Origin of the sequence: Streptomyces sp. NBC_01485 (assembly GCF_036227125.1) — a bacterium.
In the GTDB taxonomy this organism is placed as follows: Bacteria; Actinomycetota; Actinomycetes; order Streptomycetales; family Streptomycetaceae; genus Streptomyces.
Genome location: NZ_CP109435.1, coordinates 3,124,977 through 3,148,417 on the forward strand (window position 1 = coordinate 3,124,977; position 23,441 = coordinate 3,148,417).

Annotated in this window: 20 protein-coding genes; 3 read left to right on the forward strand and 17 right to left on the reverse strand. The window is 73.0% G+C overall.

The window, feature by feature from the left end:
* Positions 1 to 11: 11 nt before the first annotated feature.
* From OG352_RS14415 to OG352_RS14430, 4 genes are all read right to left on the reverse strand, one after another.
* Entirely contained in the window at positions 12 to 1,070 is a 1,059-nt protein-coding gene (locus OG352_RS14415; RefSeq protein ID WP_329217191.1) for a PhoH family protein, read from the reverse strand.
* Between the two features lie 193 nt (positions 1,071 to 1,263).
* Complete coding sequence (locus OG352_RS14420; RefSeq protein ID WP_329223823.1) at positions 1,264 to 2,355, reverse strand: carbohydrate kinase family protein; 1,092 nt, start codon at positions 2,353 to 2,355, stop codon at positions 1,264 to 1,266.
* A 249-nt stretch (positions 2,356 to 2,604) separates the two neighbouring features.
* Positions 2,605 to 3,900 (reverse strand): glucarate dehydratase family protein, encoded by a 1,296-nt coding sequence (locus OG352_RS14425; RefSeq protein WP_329217193.1) that lies wholly within the window; start codon positions 3,898 to 3,900, stop codon positions 2,605 to 2,607.
* A complete protein-coding gene (locus tag OG352_RS14430; protein ID WP_329217195.1) occupies positions 3,897 to 4,868 on the reverse strand; it encodes a 5-dehydro-4-deoxyglucarate dehydratase in 972 nt (323 codons plus the stop codon). Before OG352_RS14430 ends, OG352_RS14425 begins: the two co-directional genes overlap by 4 nt.
* Positions 4,869 to 4,962: 94 nt before the next feature.
* Between OG352_RS14430 and OG352_RS14435 the strand changes: the two genes are divergently transcribed.
* A complete protein-coding gene (locus tag OG352_RS14435; protein WP_329217197.1) occupies positions 4,963 to 5,769 on the forward strand; it encodes an IclR family transcriptional regulator in 807 nt (268 codons plus the stop codon).
* Between the two features lie 18 nt (positions 5,770 to 5,787).
* Here OG352_RS14435 and OG352_RS14440 read toward each other — a convergent pair whose 3' ends face one another.
* From OG352_RS14440 to hrcA, 10 genes are all read right to left on the reverse strand, one after another.
* A complete protein-coding gene (locus OG352_RS14440) occupies positions 5,788 to 6,777 on the reverse strand; it encodes an adenosine deaminase (RefSeq protein WP_329217199.1) in 990 nt (329 codons plus the stop codon).
* 20 nt (positions 6,778 to 6,797) lie between these two features.
* On the reverse strand, positions 6,798 to 7,703 hold the full coding sequence (locus OG352_RS14445) for a ribonuclease Z (protein ID WP_329217201.1): 906 nt from the start codon (positions 7,701 to 7,703) through the stop codon (positions 6,798 to 6,800).
* A gap of 6 nt (positions 7,704 to 7,709) precedes the next feature.
* Positions 7,710 to 8,063: an HIT domain-containing protein gene (locus OG352_RS14450; protein ID WP_329217203.1), complete on the reverse strand. Its 354-nt coding sequence runs from the start codon at positions 8,061 to 8,063 to the stop codon at positions 7,710 to 7,712.
* Between the two features lie 113 nt (positions 8,064 to 8,176).
* A complete protein-coding gene (locus tag OG352_RS14455; protein ID WP_329223824.1) occupies positions 8,177 to 11,368 on the reverse strand; it encodes a S41 family peptidase in 3,192 nt (1,063 codons plus the stop codon).
* Positions 11,369 to 11,428: 60 nt separating this feature from the next.
* Entirely contained in the window at positions 11,429 to 11,950 is a 522-nt protein-coding gene (locus OG352_RS14460; protein WP_329217206.1) for a hypothetical protein, read from the reverse strand.
* A gap of 268 nt (positions 11,951 to 12,218) precedes the next feature.
* On the reverse strand, positions 12,219 to 12,611 hold the full coding sequence (locus tag OG352_RS14465) for a VOC family protein (RefSeq protein ID WP_329217207.1): 393 nt from the start codon (positions 12,609 to 12,611) through the stop codon (positions 12,219 to 12,221).
* 16 nt (positions 12,612 to 12,627) lie between these two features.
* Positions 12,628 to 13,377, reverse strand: a complete 750-nt coding sequence (locus OG352_RS14470) for a 16S rRNA (uracil(1498)-N(3))-methyltransferase (protein ID WP_329217209.1) — start codon at positions 13,375 to 13,377, stop codon at positions 12,628 to 12,630.
* Positions 13,374 to 14,486, reverse strand: coding sequence for a nitronate monooxygenase (locus tag OG352_RS14475; protein WP_329217212.1), 1,113 nt, complete (start codon positions 14,484 to 14,486; stop codon positions 13,374 to 13,376). The genes OG352_RS14470 and OG352_RS14475 overlap by 4 nt, the downstream gene beginning before the upstream one ends.
* A 215-nt stretch (positions 14,487 to 14,701) precedes the next feature.
* Positions 14,702 to 15,838, reverse strand: coding sequence for a molecular chaperone DnaJ (gene dnaJ, locus OG352_RS14480; RefSeq protein ID WP_329217214.1), 1,137 nt, complete (start codon positions 15,836 to 15,838; stop codon positions 14,702 to 14,704).
* Positions 15,839 to 16,855, reverse strand: coding sequence for a heat-inducible transcriptional repressor HrcA (gene hrcA, locus OG352_RS14485; RefSeq protein WP_329217216.1), 1,017 nt, complete (start codon positions 16,853 to 16,855; stop codon positions 15,839 to 15,841). It lies immediately after the preceding gene.
* 157 nt (positions 16,856 to 17,012) lie between these two features.
* On the opposite strand from hrcA, the gene OG352_RS14490 reads away from it, so the two are divergent.
* Complete coding sequence (locus tag OG352_RS14490) at positions 17,013 to 17,747, forward strand: MBL fold metallo-hydrolase (RefSeq protein ID WP_329217218.1); 735 nt, start codon at positions 17,013 to 17,015, stop codon at positions 17,745 to 17,747.
* Between the two features lie 42 nt (positions 17,748 to 17,789).
* Entirely contained in the window at positions 17,790 to 18,653 is an 864-nt protein-coding gene (locus tag OG352_RS14495; RefSeq protein ID WP_329217220.1) for a DUF3097 domain-containing protein, read from the forward strand.
* 34 nt (positions 18,654 to 18,687) lie between these two features.
* On the opposite strand, the gene hemW is transcribed toward OG352_RS14495, so the two are convergent.
* From hemW to OG352_RS14510, 3 genes are all read right to left on the reverse strand, one after another.
* Entirely contained in the window at positions 18,688 to 19,920 is a 1,233-nt protein-coding gene (gene hemW / locus OG352_RS14500) for a radical SAM family heme chaperone HemW (RefSeq protein WP_329217222.1), read from the reverse strand.
* A gap of 122 nt (positions 19,921 to 20,042) precedes the next feature.
* Entirely contained in the window at positions 20,043 to 21,197 is a 1,155-nt protein-coding gene (locus OG352_RS14505) for a Dyp-type peroxidase (protein ID WP_329217224.1), read from the reverse strand.
* A gap of 171 nt (positions 21,198 to 21,368) precedes the next feature.
* Positions 21,369 to 23,336 carry a SpoIIE family protein phosphatase gene (locus tag OG352_RS14510; RefSeq protein ID WP_329217225.1) on the reverse strand — a complete coding sequence of 656 codons (1,968 nt, stop codon included), beginning with the start codon at positions 23,334 to 23,336 and terminating at the stop codon, positions 21,369 to 21,371.
* Between the last annotated feature and the right edge of the window lie 105 nt (positions 23,337 to 23,441).

Below are 23,441 nucleotides of genomic sequence, written 5' to 3' on the forward strand. Positions count from 1 at the left end.
TGCTGGTTCGTCTACTTCCGCTTGTCACGGCCGCCCTTGTGGGTGCCGTTCTCCGTACCGTTCTCGCTGTCGTACTGCTCGTACGCGTCGACGATACGGCCGACGAGCTTGTGCCGGACGACGTCCTGCGACGACAGGCGGGAGAAGTGGACGTCGTCGAGCCCCTCCAGAATGTCCTGAACCTGCCGCAGCCCCGACTTCGTGCCGTTCGGCAGGTCGACCTGCGTCACATCACCCGTGATCACGATCTTCGACTCGAACCCGAGCCGGGTGAGGAACATCTTCATCTGCTCGGGGCTCGTGTTCTGAGCCTCGTCCAGGATGATAAAAGCATCATTAAGGGTCCTTCCTCGCATATATGCGAGGGGTGCTACCTCAATCGTTCCCGCCGCCATCAGTTTCGGGATCGAGTCCGGGTCGAGCATGTCGTGCAGGGCGTCGTAGAGCGGGCGCAGGTAGGGGTCGATCTTTTCGTAGAGGGTGCCGGGGAGGAAGCCGAGGCGTTCGCCGGCCTCTACCGCCGGGCGGGTCAGGATGATGCGGTTGACCTGCTTGGACTGGAGGGCCTGGACGGCCTTGGCCATGGCCAGGTAGGTCTTGCCGGTGCCGGCGGGGCCGATGCCGAAGACGATCGTGTGGGTGTCGATCGCGTCGACGTACCGCTTCTGGTTGAGGGTCTTCGGTCTGATGGTGCGGCCGCGTGAGGACAGGATGTTCTGTGTCAGTACCTCGGCCGGGGTCTCCTGGCCGTCACTCGTCCCGTTCTCACTCGCCCGCAGCATGGCGATCGAGCGTTCCACTGCGTCCTCCGTCATCGGCTGCCCGGTGCGGAGCACCAGCATCATCTCGTCGAACAGGCGCTGGATGAGGGCGACTTCCCGTGCGTCGCCGACCGCGCTGATGTCATTGCCCCGGACGTGGATGTCGGCCGCCGGGAAGGCCGTCTCGATCACGCGCAGGAGGGAGTCTCCGGATCCCAGCAGCGCCACCATGGTGTGCTGGGCGGGAACGGTGAACTGTGCTCTCGCCTTGCCCTGCGCGGGCGTGTGAGCTGTCGGTGTCTGAGTCATAGGCCGGCCCGAGGGCCTCTACGTCCTCCCGGATGCGTCTCGCCTGCCACGAGGGCGGCCTGGCGTGTTCCAGCGTACGCCAGGGGGGTGACAACGCCGTAGGGCTTTTCCCTGGGTCGCCGCAGGGCTTTTCTCTGGGCTGGTACAGGGCTTTTTCTTTGGGCTGGCGCAGGGCTTTCCTCTGGGCCGGTGACTATGCCGAGCGGCCGAAACCGATCGTCGGTACCGCTCTGCGCAGCGGCCACGGGGCGGCCTCCTCCTGCGCCGAGAGCAGTGTCGGGAGCAGGTCGTCCAGGAACGTGTAGCGGCGCAGCGCCTCGGGGGTCTGGCCCTCGACCGACTGGACCCTGCGCCACCAGGCGGCGATCTCGGACCAGCCGGGGGCGGAGAGCGAGCCGCCGAACTCCTGGACGGACAGGGCGGCGGTGAGGCCGGCGAAGGCGAGGCGGTCGGCGAGGGGCCAGCCGGCGAGCGTGCCGGTGACGAAGCCGGCCACGAAGACGTCCCCGGCGCCGGTGGGGTCGAGGGCCTCGACGGCGATGGCGGGGACCTCGGCGCTCTCGCCGGTGCGGCGGTCCACGGCGTACGCGCCCTCCGCACCGAGCGTGACGACCGCGAGCGGTACGTGCGCGGTGAGGGCGTGGGCGGCGGCGCGGGGGCAGGTGGCGCCGGTGTAGCGCATGGCCTCCTCCGCGTTCGGCAGGAAGGCCTCGCAGTGCGCGAGGTCGGTGAGGCCGGAGAGGTCCCAGGCGCCGGTGTCGTCCCAGCCGACGTCGGCGAAGACGCGGGTGCCGCGGGCGGCGGCCTGGGCGATCCAGGGAGCGCGCTTGCCGGGGGTGAGGGAGGCGACGGCGGCGCGGGCGGGGGGCGGGCAGGCGGGGGCGCCCTCGTGCAGCGGTACGGCTTCCGGGGGCGGCTCGTGGCCGTGGGAGACCATCGTGCGTTCGCCCTCGTAGGCCATGGAGACGGTGACCGAGGAGTGCCAGCCGGGGACGGTGCGCGAGGTGCTGAGGTCGATGCCCTCGCCCCGTTCGAGGGCGTCCCAGCAGTACTCGCCGTAGTGGTCGTCGCCGAAGGCCGCGGCGAGGGCGGTGCGCAGGCCGAGGCGGGCGAGCGCGGTGGCCATGTTGGCGACGCCGCCGGGGCTCGACCCCATCCCGCGTGCCCAGGACTCGGTCCCGCGCACCGGGGCGGAGTCGAGCCCGGTGAAGATGATGTCGAGGAAGACGGGGCCGGTGAGGTAGACGTCCCACGGCGGGTCGTCGGAGGTGCGGTGGGCGGCCAGCGGGTCGACCCCGGCGGCCTGGCCGCTACGACCGGCGTGTCCGCCCTGGCCGGCCTGTCCGCCCGGGCCGCCCTGTCTTCTCTGGCTGCTCGGGCCGTTCTGGCCGGTCGGGCCGGTTCGGTGGTGGTGTCCCTCTCCGGTGGACGCGTGGGACGCGGTCACGGTGTGCTCCCTGACGTGGTGCCGATCCGGCCAGTGTGCACCACACCGCCGACGACACGCCGTCCGTCACACGCGCCACGGGGGCACTTACCAGCGCGGCACCGACGGCGTCACCCAGTCGGGCTCGGCGACCCGCATCGCCGCCGCGTCGTCGCGCTCGCGCAGGGCGCCGTCGTCGTCCAGCCAGCGTTGGTGGAGGAACGCGAGCTTGTCGCGGTCGAGTTCGACGCCGAGGCCGGGCGCGTCGGAGACGGCGAGCCTGCCGTCGGTGAAGGTGAGGCGCTCGGTGAGGACGTCCTCGGACTGCCAGGGGTAGTGGGAGTCGCAGGCGTGGTGGAGGTTGGGGACGGTCGAGGCCACGTGGGTCATCGCGGTCAGGCTGATGCCCAGGTGGGTGTTGGAGTGCATGGAGACGCCGACGCCGAACGTGCGGCAGATCGCGGCGAGTTGCTGCGTGTTGCGCAGTCCGCCCCAGTAGTGGTGGTCGGACAGGACGACCTGGACGGCGTCCTTGGTGAACGCCTCCTTGATCTCGGCGAACGTCGTCACGCACATGTTGGTGGCGAGCGGCACGTCGGTCTTCGCGGCGACCTCGGCCATGGCCGGGGTGCCGAGGGCCGGGTCCTCCAGGTATTCGAGGATGCCCCCGATCTCCTCGGCCACCCTCAGTGAAGTCGCCACGGACCAGGCGCCGTTGGGGTCCAGGCGCAGGGGGTGGCCGGGGAACGCCTCGGCCAGGGCGCGGACGGCGGCGATCTCCTCGTCCGGCGGGAAGACGCCGCCCTTGAGCTTGAAGGAGGTGAAGCCGTAGCGCTCCTTGAAGCGGCGGGCCTGCTCGACGACCCCGGCCGGGTCGACGGCGGCGCCCCAGTCGTCCTTCTCGGCCGCGACGCCCTCGGGGTGGTCGGCCCACTTGTAGAACAGGTAGGCGCTGTACTCGACGGCGTCGCGCACCTTGCCGCCGAGCAGCGCGTGCACGGGCAGGCCGAGCGCCTTGCCGAGGGCGTCGAGGCAGGCGACCTCGAAGGCGGAGACGACGGACAGGCGCAGCTTGTCGGCGGTCTGGACGCCGCGCAGTCCGCCGACGTCCACCTGCCCGGAGACCCGGGAGCTGTCGACGCTCACCTCGTCGGCGACCGTGAACAGTCCGTTCAGGTCGCTGACTTGACGGCCTGTCAGCTTCTCCGCGAACGGGCGGGCCAGTTCCAGGTACTTGGTGTCGCCGTAGGTCTCGCCGACGCCCGTGGTCCCGTCGGCCGTCACGACCTCGACGATCAGCCGGGGGGTGTAAGGCTGGTGCACGCCCTGGGTGTTGAGCAGGGGCGGGTCGGCGACCAGGATCGGGGTGAGGCGGACGTCCGTGATGGTGAGGTCGGGGCTCACAGGGCGGCTCCTACGAGGTCGAGGCCTGCGGTGAGGACGGTCGTGAGGTCGGCCAGGTCGGCGGGCGAGGGGTCGGTGAGCGGGGCGCGGACCGGGCCGACGGGGCGTCCGCGCAGCCGGGCCGCGGCCTTCACCAGGGACACGGCGTAGCCGGGCACCCGGTCGCGGAGCTCGACGAGCGGGACGTAGAAGTCGCGCAGCAGCCGCTCCACCGTCTTGTCGTCGCCGTCGCGCAACGCGCCGAAGAAGGCATTGGCGATCTCGGGGGCGAAGGCGTGGACGGCGGAGGAGTAGGCGGGGACGCCGACGGTGGCGTAGGCGCGGGCCTGGATCTCGGCGGTGGAGGCGCCGTTGAAGAAGAGGAAGCCCTCGGGGGCGGCGAGGGTGAGGCGCTGGAGGCGGTCGAGGTCGCTGTGGCCGTCCTTGACGCCGATGACGGTCGGGAGGGCGGCGATGCGTCTCAACGAGGCTGCGGTGAAGGTGACCTGGCCGCGCTGGTAGGCGATGAGGGGCAGCGGGGTGCGGGCGGCGATCTGCTCCAGTTGGGCGACGAGGCCGTCCTGCGGGGCGGCGACGAGGTAGTGCGGGAGGACGAGGAGGGCGTCGACGCCGGCCTCCTCGGCGATGCGCGCGAACCGCACGGCCTGCGCCCAGCCGTAGCCGACGCCGGCGACGACGGGCACGCGGCCGGCCGCCTCCTCGACGGCGATCGTGACGACCCGGCGGTACTCGTCCTCGTCGAGGGAGAAGAACTCGCCGGTGCCGCAGGCGGGGAAGACGGCGCCGGGGGCGGTCGCGATCTGGGCCGCGACGTGCGTGCGGAAGCCGTCCTCGTCGAGGGAGCCGTCGTCGTGGAAGCTGGTGAGCGGGAACGACAGCACCCCCTGCGCCATGCCGTCCCGCAGCCGCCGGACGGTCTCCCGAACGGTGTCCGGAGCTGTTTCCTTGTCGAGGCCCACCTCGTCCATCTCCCTATGTAGACGTCATCCATGTATGAAGATGGAGATTAGATACGCGAACGCCGACCGTCAATGGATGCGCGCACACCCGTACGATCGGCACATGTCGGAGACAGGCGGCGTCCGCGCGGTGAAGTCGGCGGCGCGCACGGTCGAGCTGCTGGAACTGCTCGCGGCGCGCGGGGACCGGCCGGTGCGGCTGCAGGAGCTGGCGGACGAGCTGGGCGTGCCGCGCAGCTCGATGTACGCGCTGCTGCAGACCCTGATCGGCCGGGGCTGGGTCCGCACGGACGTCACCGGCTCGCTCTACGGCATCGGCATCCACGCCCTGCTGACCGGCACCAGCTACCTCGACTCCGACCCGCGCGTCCGGCTGGTGCGGCCCTACCTCGACGAGGCGTCGGAGGCGCTGGGCGAGACGATCCACCTGGGGCGGCTGGACGGCCGGAGCGTGGCGTATCTGGCGACGCGCGAGTCGCACGAATACCTGCGCACCATCAGCCGGGTCGGACGCCGGCTGCCCGCGCACGCCGGCGCGCTCGGCAAGGCACTCCTCGCCCAGCGGCCGGACGAGGAGCTGCCCGAGGGGCCGTACGAGGCGCTCACCCCGCACTCCCACACCGGCCGGGAGTCGCTGCGCGCCGACCTCGCCGAGGTGCGGGCGCGCGGGTACTCCGTGGACCGCGAGGAGGGCGTCCTCGGCATCGTCGGCTTCGGCTTCGCCCTGCGCTACGACACGCCCGCCCAGGACGCGGTCAGTTGCTCGGTGCCGGTGGCCCGGCTGACGCCGGAGCACGAGGAGCGGATCGTCGCGGTGATGCGGGAGATCCGGGCGAAGATCGAGACGACGGCGACGGGGACGGCGACTCGGGCTGCGCCAGGCTTCGGCGGGGCCGTCGACTGGCGTTAACGCGCCCGGGCGCTCTCCTCAGAACGCGTACGCGGCCACCTCGGCGAGATACCGCGCCCGCCGCTCCTCGTCGTCCTCCAGGAAGGAGGCGACGAAGGAGTTGCGGGCCAGCTCGCGCAGTTGCTCCGGGCCGAGCCCCAACTCCCGCCGTACGGCGTCGAAGTTGTCGCCGGCGTACCCGCCGAAGTAGGCGGGATCATCGGAGTTGACCGTGCACACGAGGCCCGCGTCGAGCATGGCGGGCAGCGGGTGGCCGGCGAGGACGTCGACGGTCCGCAGCCGTACGTTGGACAGCGGGCACAGCGTCAGCGGGATCCGCTCGCGCACCAGCCGCTCGACGAGGGCCGGGTCCTCCATGCAGCGCAGCCCGTGGTCGACGCGCTCCACGCCGAGGACGTCGAGGGCCTCGGTGATGTACTGCGGCGGCCCCTCCTCGCCGGCGTGCGCGACGCGCCGCAGTCCCAGCGCGGCGGCGGCCTCGTACACCTCGCGGAACTTCGCCGGCGGATGCCCGACCTCGGCGGAGTCCAGTCCGATGCCGGTGATCCGGTCGAGATAGGGCCCCGCCGCCTCCAGCGTCCGCAGGGCCGACTCGGCGGACTCGTCGCGCAGGAAGCAGAGGATGAGGCGGGTGGAGACCCCGTGGCGGGCCTCGCTGCCGCCCAGCGCGCGCCACAGCCCCTCCACGACCGTGCCCATGCCCACCCCCCGGGCGAGGTGGGCCTGCGGGTCGAAGAAGATCTCCGCGTGCCGCACGCCCTGCCCGGCGGCCCGGGCGAGGTAGGCATTGGCGAGATCCTCGAAGTCCCGCTCGGTGCGGAGCACCGCCATCAGCTCGTAGTAGAGGTTCAGGAAGGACTGGAGGTCCGCGAACTCGTACGCCTTGCGGAGCTCTTCGGTGTCGGCGTACGGCAGGGCCATCTTGTTGCGGGCGGCCAGCTCGAACGCCAGCTCCGGTTCCAGGGTGCCTTCGATGTGCAGGTGAAGTTCGGCTTTGGGGAGGGGCATCAAAGCATCGTACGGCCGCTTTACCGCCGTTTCGGAACCGGCACCCGCAGGAGGTCGTGGGCCACGGTCAGCTCCCCCTCGAACCCGGCGGCCCGCGCCTGCCGTTCGAACTCCTCCGGCTGCGAGTAGCGCTGGCTGAAGTGCGTGAGGACGAGATGGCGTACGCCGGAGTCGCGGGCCACGCGGGCCGCCTGACCGGCCGTCAGATGCCCGTGGTCGACGGCGAGTCGCTCGTCCTCGTCGAGGAAGGTCGACTCGATGACGAGCAGGTCGGCGCCCTCGGCGAGCGCGTACACCCCGTCGCACAGCCGGGTGTCCATGACGAACGCGAACCGCTGTCCGCGGCGGACCTCGCTGACGTCGTCGAGACGGACGTCCCCCACCGCCCCCTCCCGCTGGATCCGGCCGACGTCCGGGCCCCTGACGCCGTGCGCGGCGAGGCGGTCGGGCAGCATGCGGCGGCCGTCGGGTTCGACGAGCCGGTAGCCGTAGGACTCGACGGGGTGGGAGAGCTTGCGGGCTTCGAGGGTGTAGGAGGCGGTGACGGCGAGCGGGCCGTCCCGGTCCACCGGGACCTCGGTGACGCCGACGGTCTCCCGGTAGGCCGTGGAGTAGCGCAGCCGGTCGAAGAAGCGCTGCCCGGAGCGCGGGAAGTGCGCGGTGACCGGGTGCGGGACCTGGTCCAGGTTGATGCGCTGGATGACCCCGGCGAGGCCGAGGGAGTGGTCGCCGTGGAAGTGCGTGACGCAGATCCGGTTCAGGTCGTGCGCGGCGACGCCGGCCCGCAGCATCTGGCGCTGGGTGCCCTCGCCCGGGTCGAAGAGGATGCCCTCGGCGTCCCAGCGCAGGAGGTAGCCGTTGTGGTTGCGGTGCCGGGTCGGGACCTGGCTGGCGGTGCCGAGGACCACCAGTTCTCTTACGGACACGGCGGGTTATCCGGGGGGCCAGTGCATGCCGCGGCCGCCGAGGACGTGCGCGTGGGCGTGGAACACGGTCTGGCCGGCGCCCGCGCCGGTGTTGAAGATGACGCGGTGGCTGTCCAGCTTCTCGTCGTCGGCGACGGCCTTGGCCTCGCGCAGGACGTCCGCGGCGATCGCGGGTTCCGCGGCGGCGAGGTCGGCGGCGTTCGCGTAGTGCACGCGGGGGATGACGAGCACGTGCGTGGGGGCCTGGGGGTTGATGTCCCGGAACGCGACGGTCGTCTCCGTCTCCCGCACGATCGTCGCCGGGATGTGCCCCCCGACGATCTTGCAGAACAGGCAATCGTCCTGCGCTTCCCCTGCCATGCGGGTCTCCTCTTCGCCGGTGATCTCTTGCGGGCATCGTATCGATCCCAGGGGGCTCTGCCCCCTGGGCCCCCGATCGGCCTGAACGGCCTCGTCCTCAAGCGCCGGACGGGCTAAAAGGGGAGCGGGGGTGCCGTCTTCGCCGGGGTCTCCTCCAGGGACGTCAGCGCGAGCCTTACCGCCTCGTCCAGTTGGACGTCCCTCCCCGCCCCGTAGTCCTGCGGAGCGCAGATCACCTCCACGTCCGGGTCGACGCCGTGGTTCTCGACGCCCCAGCCGTATCCCTCGAGCCAGATCGCGTACTTGGGCTGGGTGATGAGGGTGCCGTCGACCAGGCGGTAGCGGCTGTCGATGCCGATGGTGCCGCCCCAGGTGCGGGTGCCCACCACCGGCCCGATGCCGAGCGCCTTGATCGCCGCGTTGACGATGTCCCCGTCCGACCCGGAGAACTCGTTGGCGACGGCGACGACGGGCCCCCGGGGCGCGTCCTCCGGGTAGCTGGACGCCCGCATGCCGCGCGGCACGTCCCAGCCGACGATGCGCCGGGCGAGCTTCTCGATCACCAACTGGGAGGTGTGCCCGCCCCGGTTCTCCCGGACGTCGACCACGAGCCCCTCCCGCGCGACCTCGATCCGCAGGTCACGGTGGATCTGGGCCCAGCCGGGCGCCTGCATGTCCGGGACGTGGAGGTAGCCGAGCCGGCCCCCGGACGCCTCGTGGACGTAGGCCCGCCGGTCCGCGACCCACGCGTGGTAGCGCAGCGGCTCCTCGTCCGCGACGGGGACCACGACCGCGTGCCTCGGCTCGCCCCCGCCGGACGGCGAGATGGTCAGCTCGACGACCTTGCCCGCCGTGCCGACGAGCAGCGGTCCGGGGCCGGTGACCGGGTCCACGGGATGGCCGCCGACGGCGACGATCGCGTCCCCGGCCCGCACCGCGACGCCGGGGGCGGCCAGCGGGGAGCGGGCATGGGGGTCGGAGGTCTCCGAGGGCAGGACGCGGTCGATACGCCAACTGCCGTCCGGATGACGGGAGATGTCCGCGCCCAGCAGACCCTGCCGGGGGGCGCGCCCGCCGTGGCCGCCGCGGGGCGTGACGTAGGCGTGCGAGGTGCCGAGTTCGCCGTGCACCTCCCACAGCAGGTCGACGAGGTCGTCGTGGGTCGCGACGTGCTCCAGCACGGGCCGGTAGCGGTCGAGGACGCCGTCCCAGTCGACGCCGCCCAGGTCGGGCCGCCAGAAGTTGTCCCGCATGATCCGGCCGGTCTCGTCGTACATCTGCCGCCACTCGGCGGCCGGGTCGACGCTGCGGTGGATCCGGGCGAGGTCGACGGTGATGTTGCTGTCGCTGTCCTCGTCGCCGGAGGCCCGCCGGTCGCTGGGGACGACCTTGAGCTTGCCGTCGGTCCACAGCAGCAGCCGCTTGCCGTCGCCGCTGACCTCGAAGCCGTCGGCGTCGGAGGCGAGGTGCTCCAGGCGCTGCTGGGCGAGGTCGTAGCGCTCCAGCTCGGTGTCGGGATCGGGGTCGTCCGGGGTGGCGCGGGAGGCGCCGAGGACGCCGTGCACCGGGTGGCGCAGCCACAGCACGCCGTCCTTCGCCGCGGCCAGCCCGGAGTAGCGGCCGGCCTCGACCGGGAAGGGCACGATCCGGTCGGCGAGCCCTTCGAGGTCGATGCGGGTGGTCGGGGTGCCCTCGCTGTCGGGCGTCTCCTCCTTGTCGGGGGCCTCGAAGGGGCGGCCGTGGCGCTGCGGGCCGAACGGGGACGGGGTCGTCGCCGCGAGGGTGACGAGGTGCGGGCGGGCGCCGGCCACGAAGGACAGGTCGAAGACGTGCTGGTCGTAGACCGGGTCGAAGGCGCGCGTGGAGAGGAACGCGAGGTGCTTGCCGTCGAGGGTGAAGGCGGGCGCGTAGTCGTGGAAGCGCAGCGGGGTCGCCTCGGTGACCGACAGGTCGGTGACGTTGGCCAGCTTGATCTGGGCGAGCGGGCGCGGGCCCGGATGCGACCAGGCCAGCCAGCCCGAGTCAGGTGAGAAGACCAGGTCGGACACCTCGCCGTCGGGGCTGCTGTCGACCTCGCGGACCTCGCCGGTCTCCCGCTCGACGAGCAGCAGCCGCCCGTCGTGCGCGGCGACGGCGGCCCGGCTGCCGTCGGGCGCCATGGCCAGCTCCAGGACCCGCCCGAGCCGTCCGGCGGCGAGTCGGCGCGGGGTGGCGCCGGGGGCCGCACCGGTGGCCGGGGCGAACTCGAGCGCGTCCTCGCCTTCCGCGTCCGTCACCCACACCACCCACTCCTCGCCCTCCGTGCGGAAGGTGCGCGGCAGCCGGGCGCGGACACCGGGTTCGGCGGCGAGCGCGCGGGCGGGGCCGGCCCGGTGGGTGATCCAGTGGACGGCGCCGCGCACCTCCACGGCGCTGCCGCGCGCGGTGTGGTCGGGGGCGGCCCCGCCCAGCCAGCGGGCGGCGGTCACCTGGTAGGGGCGGCGGTCGGTGCGCTGGCCGCCGAGACGGACGTCGAGGCGGCGCGGTTCGGCGCCGTCCAGGTCGTCCAGCAGCCACAGCTCACCCGCCGACATGTACACGATCCGCGTACCGTCACCGGCGGCGTGCCGGGCGTAGAAACCTTCGAGGGGCGTGTGGCGTCGCAGGTCGGACCCGTCGGCGAGGGAGGAGTACAGCGCGCCGGTGCCCTCGTGGTCGGAGAGGAACGCGATCCGGTCCCCCGCCCACACCGGGTACTCGATGTTCCCGTCCAGCTCCTCGTGCAGCCGGACGAACTCCCCCTGCCCCTCCCGGTCGATCCACAACTTCCCCGCCGTGCCGCCCCGGTAGCGCTTCCAGTGGGCGGCCTCGCGGCCCATCGGCGCGGACAGCAGCACGGTGTGCGGCCCGTGGGCGACCGCGCCGACCGGCCCGTACGGCAGGGTCGTCGCCGGTCCGCCGTCGACCGGGACGGCGCGGGCCCAACTGCGGCGCAGGGTCGCCTGGTCGTAGGTGCTGACGGCGAGGACCTGGCCGTCCGGGGTCCACCCGCGCACCCGGGTCTGCGCGCAGCCCCAGTACGTCAGCCGGGTCGAGGGGCCGCCGTCGACGGGCGCGATGTGCACCTCGGGGGCGCCGTCGCGGGTGGAGGTCCAGGCGACGGTGGTGCCGTCGGGGGAGATCCGGGGCAGGGACACGGGCATGTTGTCGGCGCTGACCCGCCAGGCACGGCCCCCGTCGAGGGGCGCCAGCCACACGTCGTCCTCGGCGGCGAAGGCCACCAACTCGCCGTGCAGGTGCGGGAATCTGAGGTACGCGGCAGGCATCGCGGGCTGAGTCACCCGATCACTGTATTCAGCAACGGCACCGCAGGTCAGGGGTTTCCGTCACTTCTTTACGCCGCCGCCGTCCCCGTCCACGGTCTCGGTGACCGTGACGGTGACGGTCACCGTCGGCCCGGCACCGGGCCGCTCGGAGGACCCGGAACCAGAACCGGAGCCCGAGCCGGAACCGGAACTGGGCGCCTCCACCGGCGACGGGGTCGCGGACTCGCAGTCGCCGAGCCCGCTCACCCGGAACAGCTCCTTCTTGCCCACGTCCGCCGACAGGTCCCCGCGCACACACGCGCCGTCGACCGCCCGCGCGACCTTGCCGGTGACGGTGATGTCCTTCCCGTCGCCGGTCTCCCCCTGGCAGTCGACGGAGACCAGGTCGTCCTGCCGCTGCGCGGTGCAGGTCAGCCAGCGCACGTCCACGTCCCGGCGCCCGATCTCGGCCGTGGCGGCCTGGTCCGTCGTGTACGCCACGGACATGCTGCTCACCCCGCCGCCACCCGGTTCGCAGGCCACCGCCGCGCCCAGGACCACGGGAACGAGCCCGAGAAACCAACTCCGCCTCAACGCCCCCATGAAGGGCAGCGTGCCACTCGGGCACGCGGCACGGAAGCCCGTATGCGGCCACGTTCCACACCCGCCGCCCGAGGATCCTCGTCGTGGACGGAGTCGAGCGGTGCGCGGGCACGCCGGGTCCCCGGTAGGTGAGCTGCAAAAAGGTGACACTCCCGCACCTGAGTGTCACCTTCCTGTGCGGACCACCCCCCGGACAGGCACCCGGCAGAGAGCCACACCACCCAAGTCCGAAGCCCCGCGAACCGGGAACTCCCGCCCCTGGTCGCACTCAGCCGCGCAGCAGCAGCCACTCCTGGAGTTCCACCAGGTTCCCCTCCGGGTCCTTGAGGTGGGCGACGCGCATCCGGTCGGTCATCGGGGCGGGGCCGTGCAGCAGGGTGGCGCCACGGGCGGCGAGCTGCGCGCAGTAGGCGTCCAGGTCGTCGACGCGCAGCACCACCAGCGAGCGGTGGCCCGTCGCCGCGTCGGCCAGTTCGCCGAGGACGGCGGCCATCATCGCCCGGTCCTGGAGCGCGATGCCGGCCGAGCCGGTGGCGGGGCTGAACTTCTCGTACGGCCCGTTCATCGCGCCCGACTGCGGCTTGAGGCCGAGGACTTCGGCGTAGAAGCGGTAGCAGGCGGCGAAGTCGGTGACGAGCAGCCGTACTTGGGCGAGTTCCACAGCGGTCTCCCTGGGCTCAGGACCAGCGTCCGGTGCGGCCGAGGAGCAGGGCGGTCGCGGCCGTGCCGGCGGTCGACGTACGCAGCACGGTACGGCCGAGGCGGTACGCCTTCGCCCCCGCCTCCTCGAACAGGGCCAACTCCTCGGGGGAGACGCCGCCTTCGGGGCCGACGACGAGCACGATGTCACCGGAGGAGGGGAGTTGGGCCGTCGCGAGGGGTTCGCTGCCGTAGGCGCGGTCCTCGTGGAGTACGGCGGCGAAGTCGGCCTGGGCCAGAAGTGCCGCCACCTGCTTGGTCGTTGCCGCCTCGGCGACCTCGGGGAAGCGGACCCGGCGGGACTGCTTGCCGGCCTCGCGGGCGGTGGCCCGCCACTTGGCGAGGGCCTTCGCTCCGCGCTCGCCCTTCCACTGCGTGATGCAGCGCGAGGCCGCCCACGGCACGATCGCGTCGACGCCGGTCTCGGTCATCGTCTCGACGGCCAGCTCACCCCGGTCGCCCTTGGGGAGGGCCTGGACGACGGTGATCCGGGGCGACTCGACGGACTCCTCGACCACCTCTCCCAGGCGCACGACCAGCCGGTCCCTGCCCTCGGCGGCGACGACCTCGCCGTCCGCCCAGCGCCCGGCGCCGTCGGTGAGGACGACCTCCTCACCGGCCCGCAGCCGCTTCACGGACACGGCGTGCCGCCCTTCGGGACCGTCGAGCACGAACTCCCCGCGTCCCGGTCCCGGCAGCTCGTCGACGACGAACACCGGCGCGGTCATGCGGCGCCGCCGTCCCCGAACTCCGAGAACTCCGAGAACTCCGAAACTTCCGACAACGCTGTCCACGCCTCGGTGAGTTCGGACATCAGGACCTCCACCAGTTGCCCGGCGGGCAGGTCCCGGGCCAGCCGGTGGCCCTGTCCCGCCCACAGCGCCATGCCCTGCGCGTCGCCCGCCTTGGCGGCCGCCTTGCGCAGCGGCGCGGTGAGGTGGTGGACCTCCGGGTAGGCGGCGGGCGCGTACGGGCCGTGCTCGCGCAGGAAGCGGTTGACCAGGCCACGGGCCGGGCGGCCGGAGAAGGCTCGGGTCAGCTCGGTGCGCACGAAGAGGGGGTTGGTCAGCGCCTGCTTGTGCACGGCGTGCGCACCCGACTCGCGGGTGGCGAGGAACGCGGTGCCCAACTGGGCCGCACTCGCGCCGGCCGCGAGGACCGCGGCGATCTGGCTGCCGCGCATGAGGCCTCCGGCGGCGACGATCGGCAGGTTCACGGACGCCCGGACCTGGGCGATCAGGGCGAGCAGTCCGATCCCGGAGTGGTCGTTCTCCGGGTTGTCGCGGTGGGCGCCCTGGTGGCCGCCGGCCTCCACGCCCTGCACGATCACCGCGTCCGCGCCGGCCCACTGCACCGCGAGGGCCTCGTCGGCGGTGGTCGCCGTGGCCAGGGTGAAGGTTCCCGCGCGCCGCAGGGACTCCAGCACCTCGGGGCGGGGCACGCCGAAGTGGAACGACACCACCGGCACCGGGTTGTCCAGCAGCACCGCGAGCTTGGCGTCGTAGCCGTCGTCGCGGCCGCTCTCCGGGTCGCCGAGTTCCGTCTCGTACCAGGCGGCCTCGCCGGCCAGCTGATGTGCGTAGACCTCGACGGCGCCCGTCTCCGCGTTTTCGGGCTGCGGCATGAAGAGGTTGACGCCGAAGGGGCGGCCGGTGAGGCTCCGCAGTTGCTTGATCTCCTGGTACAGGCCGTCGGCCGTCTTGTACCCGGCGGCCAGGAAGCCGAGCCCGCCGGCCTCGGCCACGGCGGCGGCGAGCTGCGGGACGGAGACACCGCCCGCCATGGGGGCCTGCACGATCGGGTGCGGGAAGAGATCGGTCAGCGCGGAGGACGACATGACGGCATGTTGTCACGCCTTCAGAACAAGTCCGAATCGGCCCGTCTCATTGGCACATGCCAGTGCTTCACAACGCCGGTCAGGGCACTTTCAGCCTGTCTGGGGGAGCTTGAGGACGAGGCCGTTCAGGCCGATGGCGGGGGCCTGGGGGCGGCAGCCCGCAGCGAGGCCCGCACCAGCGCCGGGTACCTTCCGACGCCGGTACGGAAAAGGCCTCAGCGCCCGTTGAACGCGTCCTTCAACCGCGAGAACAACCCCTGCTGCCCCGGCTGGAACTGCCCCAGGGGCCGTTCCTCACCGCGCAGCTTGGCCAGCTCGCGCAGCAACCGCTCCATCTCGGGATCGAGCTTCGTCGGCGTCTGCACCTCGACGTGGACGATCAGATCGCCGCGCCCGCCGCCCCGCAGATGCGTGACGCCCCGGCCGTGCAGCGGGATCGACTGGCCGGACTGGGTGCCGGGCCGGATGTCGACCTCCTCCAGTCCGTCCAGCGTCTCCAGCGGCACCTTCGTGCCGAGGGAGGCCGCCGTCATCGGGAGGGTGACCGTGCAGTGCAGGTCGTCGCCGCGCCGCTGGAACATCGCGTGCGGCAGCTCGTGGATCTCGACGTACAGGTCGCCGGCGGGGCCGCCGCCGGGGCCGACCTCGCCCTCGCCCGCGAGCTGGATGCGGGTGCCGTTGTCGACACCGGCCGGGATCTTCACCGTCAGCGTGCGCCGGGAGCGCACCCGGCCGTCGCCTGCGCACTCCGGGCACGGGGTCGGCACGACGGTGCCGAAACCCTGGCACTGCGGGCACGGCCGGGACGTCATGACCTGGCCCAGGAAGGACCGCGTCACCTGCGACACCTCACCGCGACCGCGGCACATGTCACACGTCTGGGCCGTGGTCCCCGGCGCCGCGCCCTCGCCGCTGCACGTGGCGCAGACGATGGCCGTGTCGACCTGGAGGTCCTTGGTCGTGCCGAAGGCCGCCTCCTCGAGGTCGATCTCCAGCCGGATCATCGCGTCCTGGCCGCGCCGGGTCCGCGAGCGCGGCCCGCGCTGCGACGCCGTACCGAAGAACGCGTCCATGATGTCCGAGAAGTTCCCGAAGCCGCCCGCGCCGAAGCCGCCCGCGCCACCGCCGCCCGACTGGGACAGCGGGTCGCCGCCGAGGTCGTAGACCTGCTTCTTCTGCGGGTCCGACAACACCTCGTAGGCGGCGTTGATCTCCTTGAACCGCTCCTGGGTCTTCGGATCCGGGTTGACGTCCGGGTGCAGCTCGCGTGCGAGCCGACGGAAGGCCTTCTTGATCTCTTCCTGCGACGCATCGCGGCGCACGCCGAGAACGGCGTAGTAGTCCGTGGCCACTTACGACTCCGCCAGGATCTGTCCGACGTACCGTGCCACCGCTCGTACCGCTCCCATCGTTCCCGGGTAATCCATGCGGGTCGGTCCGACCACGCCCAGTTTGGCGACTGCCTCGCCGCCCGAACCGTAGCCGACCGACACCACCGAAGTGGAGTTGAGTCCCTCGTAGGCGTTCTCGTGACCGATCCGTACGGTCATGCCCGAATCCCCCGCCTCGCCAAGGAGTTTGAGGAGCACGACCTGCTCCTCCAGAGCCTCCAGGACGGGGCGGATCACGAGAGGAAAGTCATGTCCGAAGCGGGTGAGATTGGCGGTTCCGCCGATCATCAGCCGCTCCTCGTTCTCTTCGACGAGCGTCTCCAGCAGGGTGGAGAGCACCGTCGTGACCGTGCCGCGGTCCTCGGACTCGAAGGCGTCCGGCAGATCCTCCACCAGACGCGGCACGTCCGTGAACCGGCGGCCCGCGATCTTGCTGTTGAGCCGAGCCCGCAGATCCGCCAGCGACGATTCCCCAAAGGGCGCCGCGCAGTCCACCAACCGCTGCTCGACCCGCCCGGTGTCCGTGATCAGCACGAGCATCAGGCGCGCGGGCGCGAGCGAGAGAAGCTCCACGTGCCGCACGGTCGAACGGGTCAGGGACGGGTACTGCACGACGGCGACCTGCCGGGTGAGCTGCGCCAGCAGCCGTACCGTACGGGCCACCACGTCGTCGAGGTCGACGGCGCCGTCGAGGAAGTTCTGGATGGCCCGCCGCTCGGGACCGGTCATCGGCTTGACGCCGGCGAGCTTGTCGACGAACAGCCGGTACCCCTTGTCCGTGGGGATCCGCCCGGCGCTGGTGTGCGGCTGGGCGATGTACCCCTCGTCCTCCAGGGCGGCCATGTCGTTGCGGACCGTCGCCGGGGACACGCCGAGGCTGTGCCGCTCGGTGAGCGCCTTGGAGCCGACGGGCTCCTCGGTGCCGACGTAGTCCTGGACGATGGCGCGCAGCACCTGGAGCCTGCGTTCACTCAGCATCCGCGCACACCTCCAGCTGTCGTCCCCAGTCCCCTGGGCGCCTCGCCTGGCACTCTTCACATCCGAGTGCCAGCGTTCCCCGGCCCAGTGTACGGCCGTGGGGTGCGCGAAGGGCAAGGTCGGTCCATCGCGAGCGTGCTACGACTAGCGTCGCGGTATGACGGTGACTTGGGAAGAGCTCGGGTGGGAGCGGGTCGCGGCCGGGGTCGGGCGGTGCCGGCTGCCGGGCTGGGACTGCACGGCGGGGCTGGTCGTCGGGGCGGGCGCGGTGCTGATGGTCGACGCGGGGTCGAGCCTCGCGGAGGGGGCGCTGCTGCGGGCGCGGGCCGAGGAGCTCACCGGCGGACGTGTGACCCATCTCGCGCTCACCCACCCCCACTTCGACCATGTCTTCGGCGCCGCGGCGTTCGCGGGCGCGGAGGTCTTCGGGGCGGTGGGCGTGGACACCGTGCCGGGCGAGGAGCTGCGGGCGGACGCGGTACGCAACGGTCTGGACGGGGCGACGGCGGCGGAGGCCGCGGACGCGCTGGTGCGGCCCCGGCACCTGGTCTGCGGCGAGTGGACCCTCGATCTGGGCGGCGGCCGGCAGGTCCTGCTGGCGAACGTCGGCCCCGGCCACACCGCGCACGACCTGGCGGTCCTGGTCCCGGGCGACCCTGCGGACCCCGGCTCGCCGGAGGTGGTGTTCTGCGGGGACCTGGTCGAGGAGTCCGGCGAGCCCCAGGCCGGGCCCGACGCCGTCCCGTCCCGCTGGCCGGCCGCCCTCGACCGGCTCCTCGAACTCGGCGGCGAGGACGCGCTGTACGTGCCCGGTCACGGGGCGGTGGTGGACGCGGCCTTCGTACGGGCGCAGCGGGACGCGCTGGCGGCCCGTTTCGGCGTGTCGCGCTGATCGTGTGTCCGTAGGCCCGGCGCTTCTCCTATCGTCATCCGAATGCGCCCACCCGTCTCCCACCACCGCCCTTCCAACGAGGGCCCTGCGGGCCCGCACCCTCGTACGTACTCCGCCGACCTGACCCCTCCGTGGAAGAAGCCGAAGCCCGTCCCCGAGGTGGCGGCGGATCCCGGCCTGGTGGTGGAGGAGCCCGGCACCGGGTTCTGCGGCGCGGTGATCCGCTGCGAGGCGGGCACGGTGACCCTGGAGGACCGCTTCGGCAAGCACCGGGTCTTCCCGCTGGAGCCGCGCGGCTTCCTCCTGGAGGGGCGGGTGGTGACCCTGGTCCGCCCGCCGTCGTCGTCTCCGGTACGTCCCACCCGTACCGCCTCCGGTTCGGTCGCCGTCCCCGGCGCACGCGCGCGGGTCGCCCGCGCCGGGCGCATCTACGTCGAGGGCCGGCACGACGCCGAGCTGGTCGAGAAGGTGTGGGGCGACGACCTGCGGGTCGAGGGCGTCGTCGTGGAGTACCTGGAGGGCGTGGACGACCTGCCGTCGATCGTCGCCGAGTTCGCGCCGGGCCCGGACGCCAAGCTGGGCGTCCTGGTGGACCACCTCGTGCCCGGTACGAAGGAGTGGCGCATCGCACAGTCGGTGACCAGCGAGCACGCCCTCGTCGTCGGGCACCCGTACATCGACATCTGGGAGGCCGTGAAGCCGTCCGCCCTCGGCATCGCCGCCTGGCCGCGCGTACCGCACGGCCAGGACTGGAAGACGGGCGTGTGCCGGGCGCTGGGCTGGCCGTCGGAGAACACCGGGGCGGTGTGGCAGGCGATCCTGAAGCGGGTGGGCTCGTACAAGGACCTGGAGCCGGAACTGCTGGGCGCTGTGGAGCGCCTGATCGACCACGTGACCGTGGCCTGAGGCCCGGTCCGCCCCCTCAGTGCTCTCGGCCCCCTCAGTCCACCAGGTCCCGCACGACCGCGTCCGCCAGCAGCCGGCCCCGCAGGGTGAGTACGGCGCGGCCCTGTTCGTAGGGGCCGGTGTCCAGGAGGCCGTCCGACAGGGCACGCCGGGAGGCCGCCAGGCCGTCCGGGCGCAGCAGGTCCAGCGGCGCCCCCTCGCGGAGCCGCAGCTCCAGCAGGATCCGTTCGACCCGGCGGTCCTCCGCCGACAGCAGCTCGCGCCCGGCACCCGGTGAACGGCCTCCCGCGAGCGCCGCCGCGTACGCGCCGGGGTGCTTGACGTTCCACCAGCGCACCCCGCCGACATGGCTGTGCGCCCCCGGTCCGGCGCCCCACCAGTCGGCGCCGCGCCAGTACAGCTCGTTGTGCAGGCAGCGGCCCGCCTCCGAGGTGGCCCAGTTGGAGACCTCGTACCAGTCGTAGCCCGCGGCCGACATCACCTCGTCCGCGATCAGGTAGCGGTCGGCGTGGACGTCGTCGTCGGTCATCGGGACCTCCCCGCGGCGGATCCGGCGGGCGAGCCGGGTGCCCTCCTCGACGATCAGCGCGTACGCCGAGACGTGGTCGGGGCCCGCGCCCAGGGCCGCGTCCAGCGAGGCCCGCCAGTCGTCGTCCGACTCGCCCGGGGTGCCGTAGATCAGGTCCAGGTTGACGTGGTCGAAGCCCGCCGCCCTGGCCTCCGCCACGCAGGCCTCGGGGCGGCCGGGGGTGTGGGTGCGGTCGAGGATCTTCAGGACGTGCTGCCGGGCGCTCTGCATGCCGAAGGAGATCCGGTTGAAGCCGCCCTGGCGGAGGGTGGCCAGGTAGGCGGGGCCGACGGACTCCGGGTTGGCCTCCGTCGTCACCTCCGCGTCCGCCGCGAGGCCGAACTCGTCGCGGATCGCGCCCAGCATCCGTACGAGGTCGGACGCGGCCAGCAGGGTCGGCGTGCCGCCGCCGACGAAGACCGTGCGGACCTCGCGCGGGTCGTCGCCGAGCACCTTGCGGGCGAGGCGGACCTCGTCGATCAGGGTGTCGGCGTAGTTGTCGCGGGAGGCGAGGACCCCGCCCGTGCCGCGCAGCTCGGTGGCGGTGTAGGTGTTGAAGTCGCAGTAGCCGCAGCGGGTCGCGCAGTACGGGACGTGCAGATAGAACCCGAGGGGGCGGTCGGCGGCGCCCGCGAGGGCGTGCGGGGGGAGCGCGCCGTCGTCGGGGACCGGCTCGCCGTCGGGAAGTACGGAAGGCATGCCGCCCATTATCCCGCACGTCCGTCACGTACGTCCGTCCCGTGCGTCCGTCCCGTACGTCTGCGGCACGAGACCCGGTACCGAGCGCGTCCTCAAGCCGGGCACCCTCGGGCCGACAGCCCTCAGGCCAGCAGCTCCGCCCCCAGCGGCAGTCCCGGACGCGCCCCCGGCAGGACGTACGCCACCGCCGAGCCCCGCGCCTCGGTGAACCCGCTCAGCTCGTCCCGCGCGGCCATCCGCCGCTGCACCCGGGTGAACAGCGCCGGGTCCCGCATGAAGGCGAGGAACAACAGGCCCTGGTCGGTGGGGCCGTCGGCGTAGGAGTAGTTGCGGCGCAGCATCCGGGCGCCTCCGTCGAGGCCGGGGCCGGCGGCGCGGACGTGGGAGCGCAGCGGGGTGACGTACCGGCCCTGCGGGGTCTTGGCGAAGATGTCGACGTCGGCGTCCTCGGGGCCGCCGTCCAGCGGGCCGCCGGACGCCCGGCGGCGGCCGACGATCTCCTCCTGGCGGTGCACGGCGAGCCGCGCGAAGTCCTCGACGCGCAGGTGGATGCGGCGTACGACGAGGTAGGTGGCGTCGTCCGACCACACCCAGCGTTCGCACTCCTGGCGGGTCGGGTTGGCGGTGCCGTCCTTGAAGCCGAGCAGGTTGCGCGGGGTGGCGCCGGCGTCGGGGGCCGGGGGCAGGAAGCCGGCCTGGCGCCAGCGCGGGAAGAGGGTGTCCCCGGCCAGCCGGGTCAGGGTCGCGGCGGTCGTCCCGGTGGCGTCGGCAGTGTCGGCGCGGAGCTGGAGCAGCAGGTCGCCGCCGCAGCGGGCGGGGTCGAGGCGGTCGCCGGGGAAGGCGGGCAGGTCGCGCAGGGCGGCGGGGGCGGGGAGGCCGAGGCGGGCGGGCAGTCCGGGGCCGATGCCGAGGGTGGCGGTGAGACGGACGGCGCGGGAGCCTTCCGAGTCCAGCGTCCTGGCGAGGGCGTGCGTCCACGCCCCGAGCGCCGCCTTCAGCGCCCGCGCGCCCGCCGCTCCGCGCAGGGCGGGGTCGAGGTCGTAGGCGAGGAGCAGTGCGGTGGCCTGCTGCGGGGTCGTGACTCCGGCCTGGCGTGCGCCGTGGAAACCGAGTCCGTGGGAGCCGGAGGCGGGGGCGCCGGGTCCGTGGGCGTCTTGCTGCGGATCGCTGTCGCTGTCGCGGGTACAGGCGGTCGCGGCCAGCCCGAGGCCCGCGCCGGCGATCAGGACGCGTCGACGGATGGACGTGTCATATACGACATTCGTTGCCTTAGGCACGAACGGGACGATACATCTGCGAGGTGCGACCGGACCGTTTCCCCCGCCCCGTCCGACAGTTCGCGCCCCCGTCAGCCATTCTCCTGGCCGTCCTCACCGCTCTGGCCGCCTCGCCGCTCGCGGGCCGGACGGCCCTGGCCGGACTCCCTGGACTTCGGACCAGGGAGCACGTCAATCCGCCTGAAGTACCAGCAGCGCCAGATCGTCTTCCGGCGGCAGGTCCCCGAAGTCGTGCACCAGCCTCCGGATCCGCTCCGCGATCAGCTCCGCGTCGAGCCCGGCGCAGCCCGCCAGCGCGGTGGCGAGACCGTCCTCGTCGTCGAACTGGCGCAGGCCCGAGCGCCGTTCGGTCACCCCGTCGGTGACGCACAGCAGGCTGTCGCCGTGCCGCAGCTCCAGGCTGTCGCAGGTGTACGTGACGTCCTCGATGACCCCGAGGAGGGTCTGCGGGTGGGCGGCCGTGGCGACCGAGCCGTCCGGCCCGAGCAGCAGCGGCAGCGGGTGACCGGCGGAGGCGAGGGTGCAGCGGACACCGCCCTCGAAGGGGGCCAGTTCGCCGTAGAGGAGGGACAGGAAGCGGGTCTGCGGGCCGTCGCCCGGTCCGGCGGGGCCGACGAAGGCGCGGGCGGCTGCGTCGGCGGCCTCGGTCGCGTCGTCGAGGAGGAGCTGGTTGAGGCGGTCCAGGACGTCGGCGACGCCGTAGCCCTCACGGGCCAGCAGCCGCAGCCAGGGCCGGGCGAGACCGATGACGACGGCCGCCTCCGGACCCTTGCCCTGCACGTCGCCGATCGCGAAGCACCAGCGGCCGTCGCCCGCCGGGAACAGGTCGTAGAAGTCGCCGCTCGGCCCGCCCCGCTCGCGCGGCTCGTGGACGAGGGCGCTGCGCACCCCGGGGATCTCCGCGACCGCGCCGGGCAGCAGCCCGCGCTGCAGGACGGCGCTGATGGTGACCTGACGGGCGTACTGGCGGGCCGCTCCGATGGCCAGCGCCACCCGGCGGCCCAGATCCTCGACGAGCCCGGTGACCTCGTCGGGGAAGGCCCTCAGCCCGGCCCGCCCGATGACCAGCGTGCCCAGCGGACGGCCGCCGGCGATCAGCCGGTAGACGAGGGCCGCGCCGTGCGCGCCGAGCACCGCGCCGGGCCAGGGGAACGGCTCGGGCCCGGAGTGCGGCATGCGCAGACCACCGTCCGGCGGATACGACGGACCCGGCGGATCCTTCTCCAGGGCCCGGCGCAGCTCCTCGATGCGGTTCTCGCTGGCGTGCCAGACCCGGGCCAGCCGCGGCCCCGGCCCACCGGCCCACTCACCGCGCCCGCTGACCTCGTCCTCCAGCCACACCGCGCACCAGTCGGCGAGCCTCGGCACCAGCAACTGGCCGGTCAACGCGGCCACCAGATCCTCGTCGAGCTGCCCGGCGAGCAGGTCGGAGGCCTCGGCGAGGAAGGACAGAGCACCCCGGTTGAGCCACTCCCGCTCCTCGCAGCCGACCGGCTGCGGTGCGAGCGACTGCGGCCGCGGTTCGGGGGCGAGGGCTTCGAGGAGACCGGGGGCGGAGGCAAGGAGGCCGTCCGAGAGGTCCGCAGGGTTCGCGTGGTCGTGCTCGTGGCCGGAGTCGTCGTCGTAGGGCTCGGCGGTCGGCAGCAGGCGCGCCCAGACCGTCTTCGTCCCCCTGCGGTACGTCACCCCCCAGGCGTCGGCGAGCCCGGCGACGATCCGCAGACCACGGCCGTACTCCGGTGTCTCGTACGGCGGTTCGGGGGCGCCGTCGCGCGGGGCGCGGGAGGGGTGATGGTCGCAGACCTCGACGACGACCGCGAGCCGGCCGCCGGGATGCCCGGGCTCCTCCTCCAGCCGGCAACCCAGCTCGACGTCGGTGCCGGCGTGCACGACGGCGTTGGTGACCAGCTCGCTGACGACGAGTGTCGCGTCCTGCGTGAGGCGCTCGCCGAGGGTGTCGGCGCCGGGCAGCGCGAGTCCGGCCCACTCCGTCAGCGCGGCGCGGACCAGGTCGCGGGCGGCGCCGGGCGCGAGGGGGCTGCCGGCCAGCTTGGCGCTCGTGTGCGGGAGCGCGCCCGGGCGCGCGGGCGCGCCGCCGGCCCGGAAGGCGGTCTCCCGTTGCGTCGGAATGGCCCCCATGCGCAGCTCCCCGGACGGTTCGAATGCCCACAGGGTGACAGACGGATCCCAGCCGTGAACGCTGGGTTACCGAACTGGCCCGCCAAGAGCGGGAACCGTGCTACG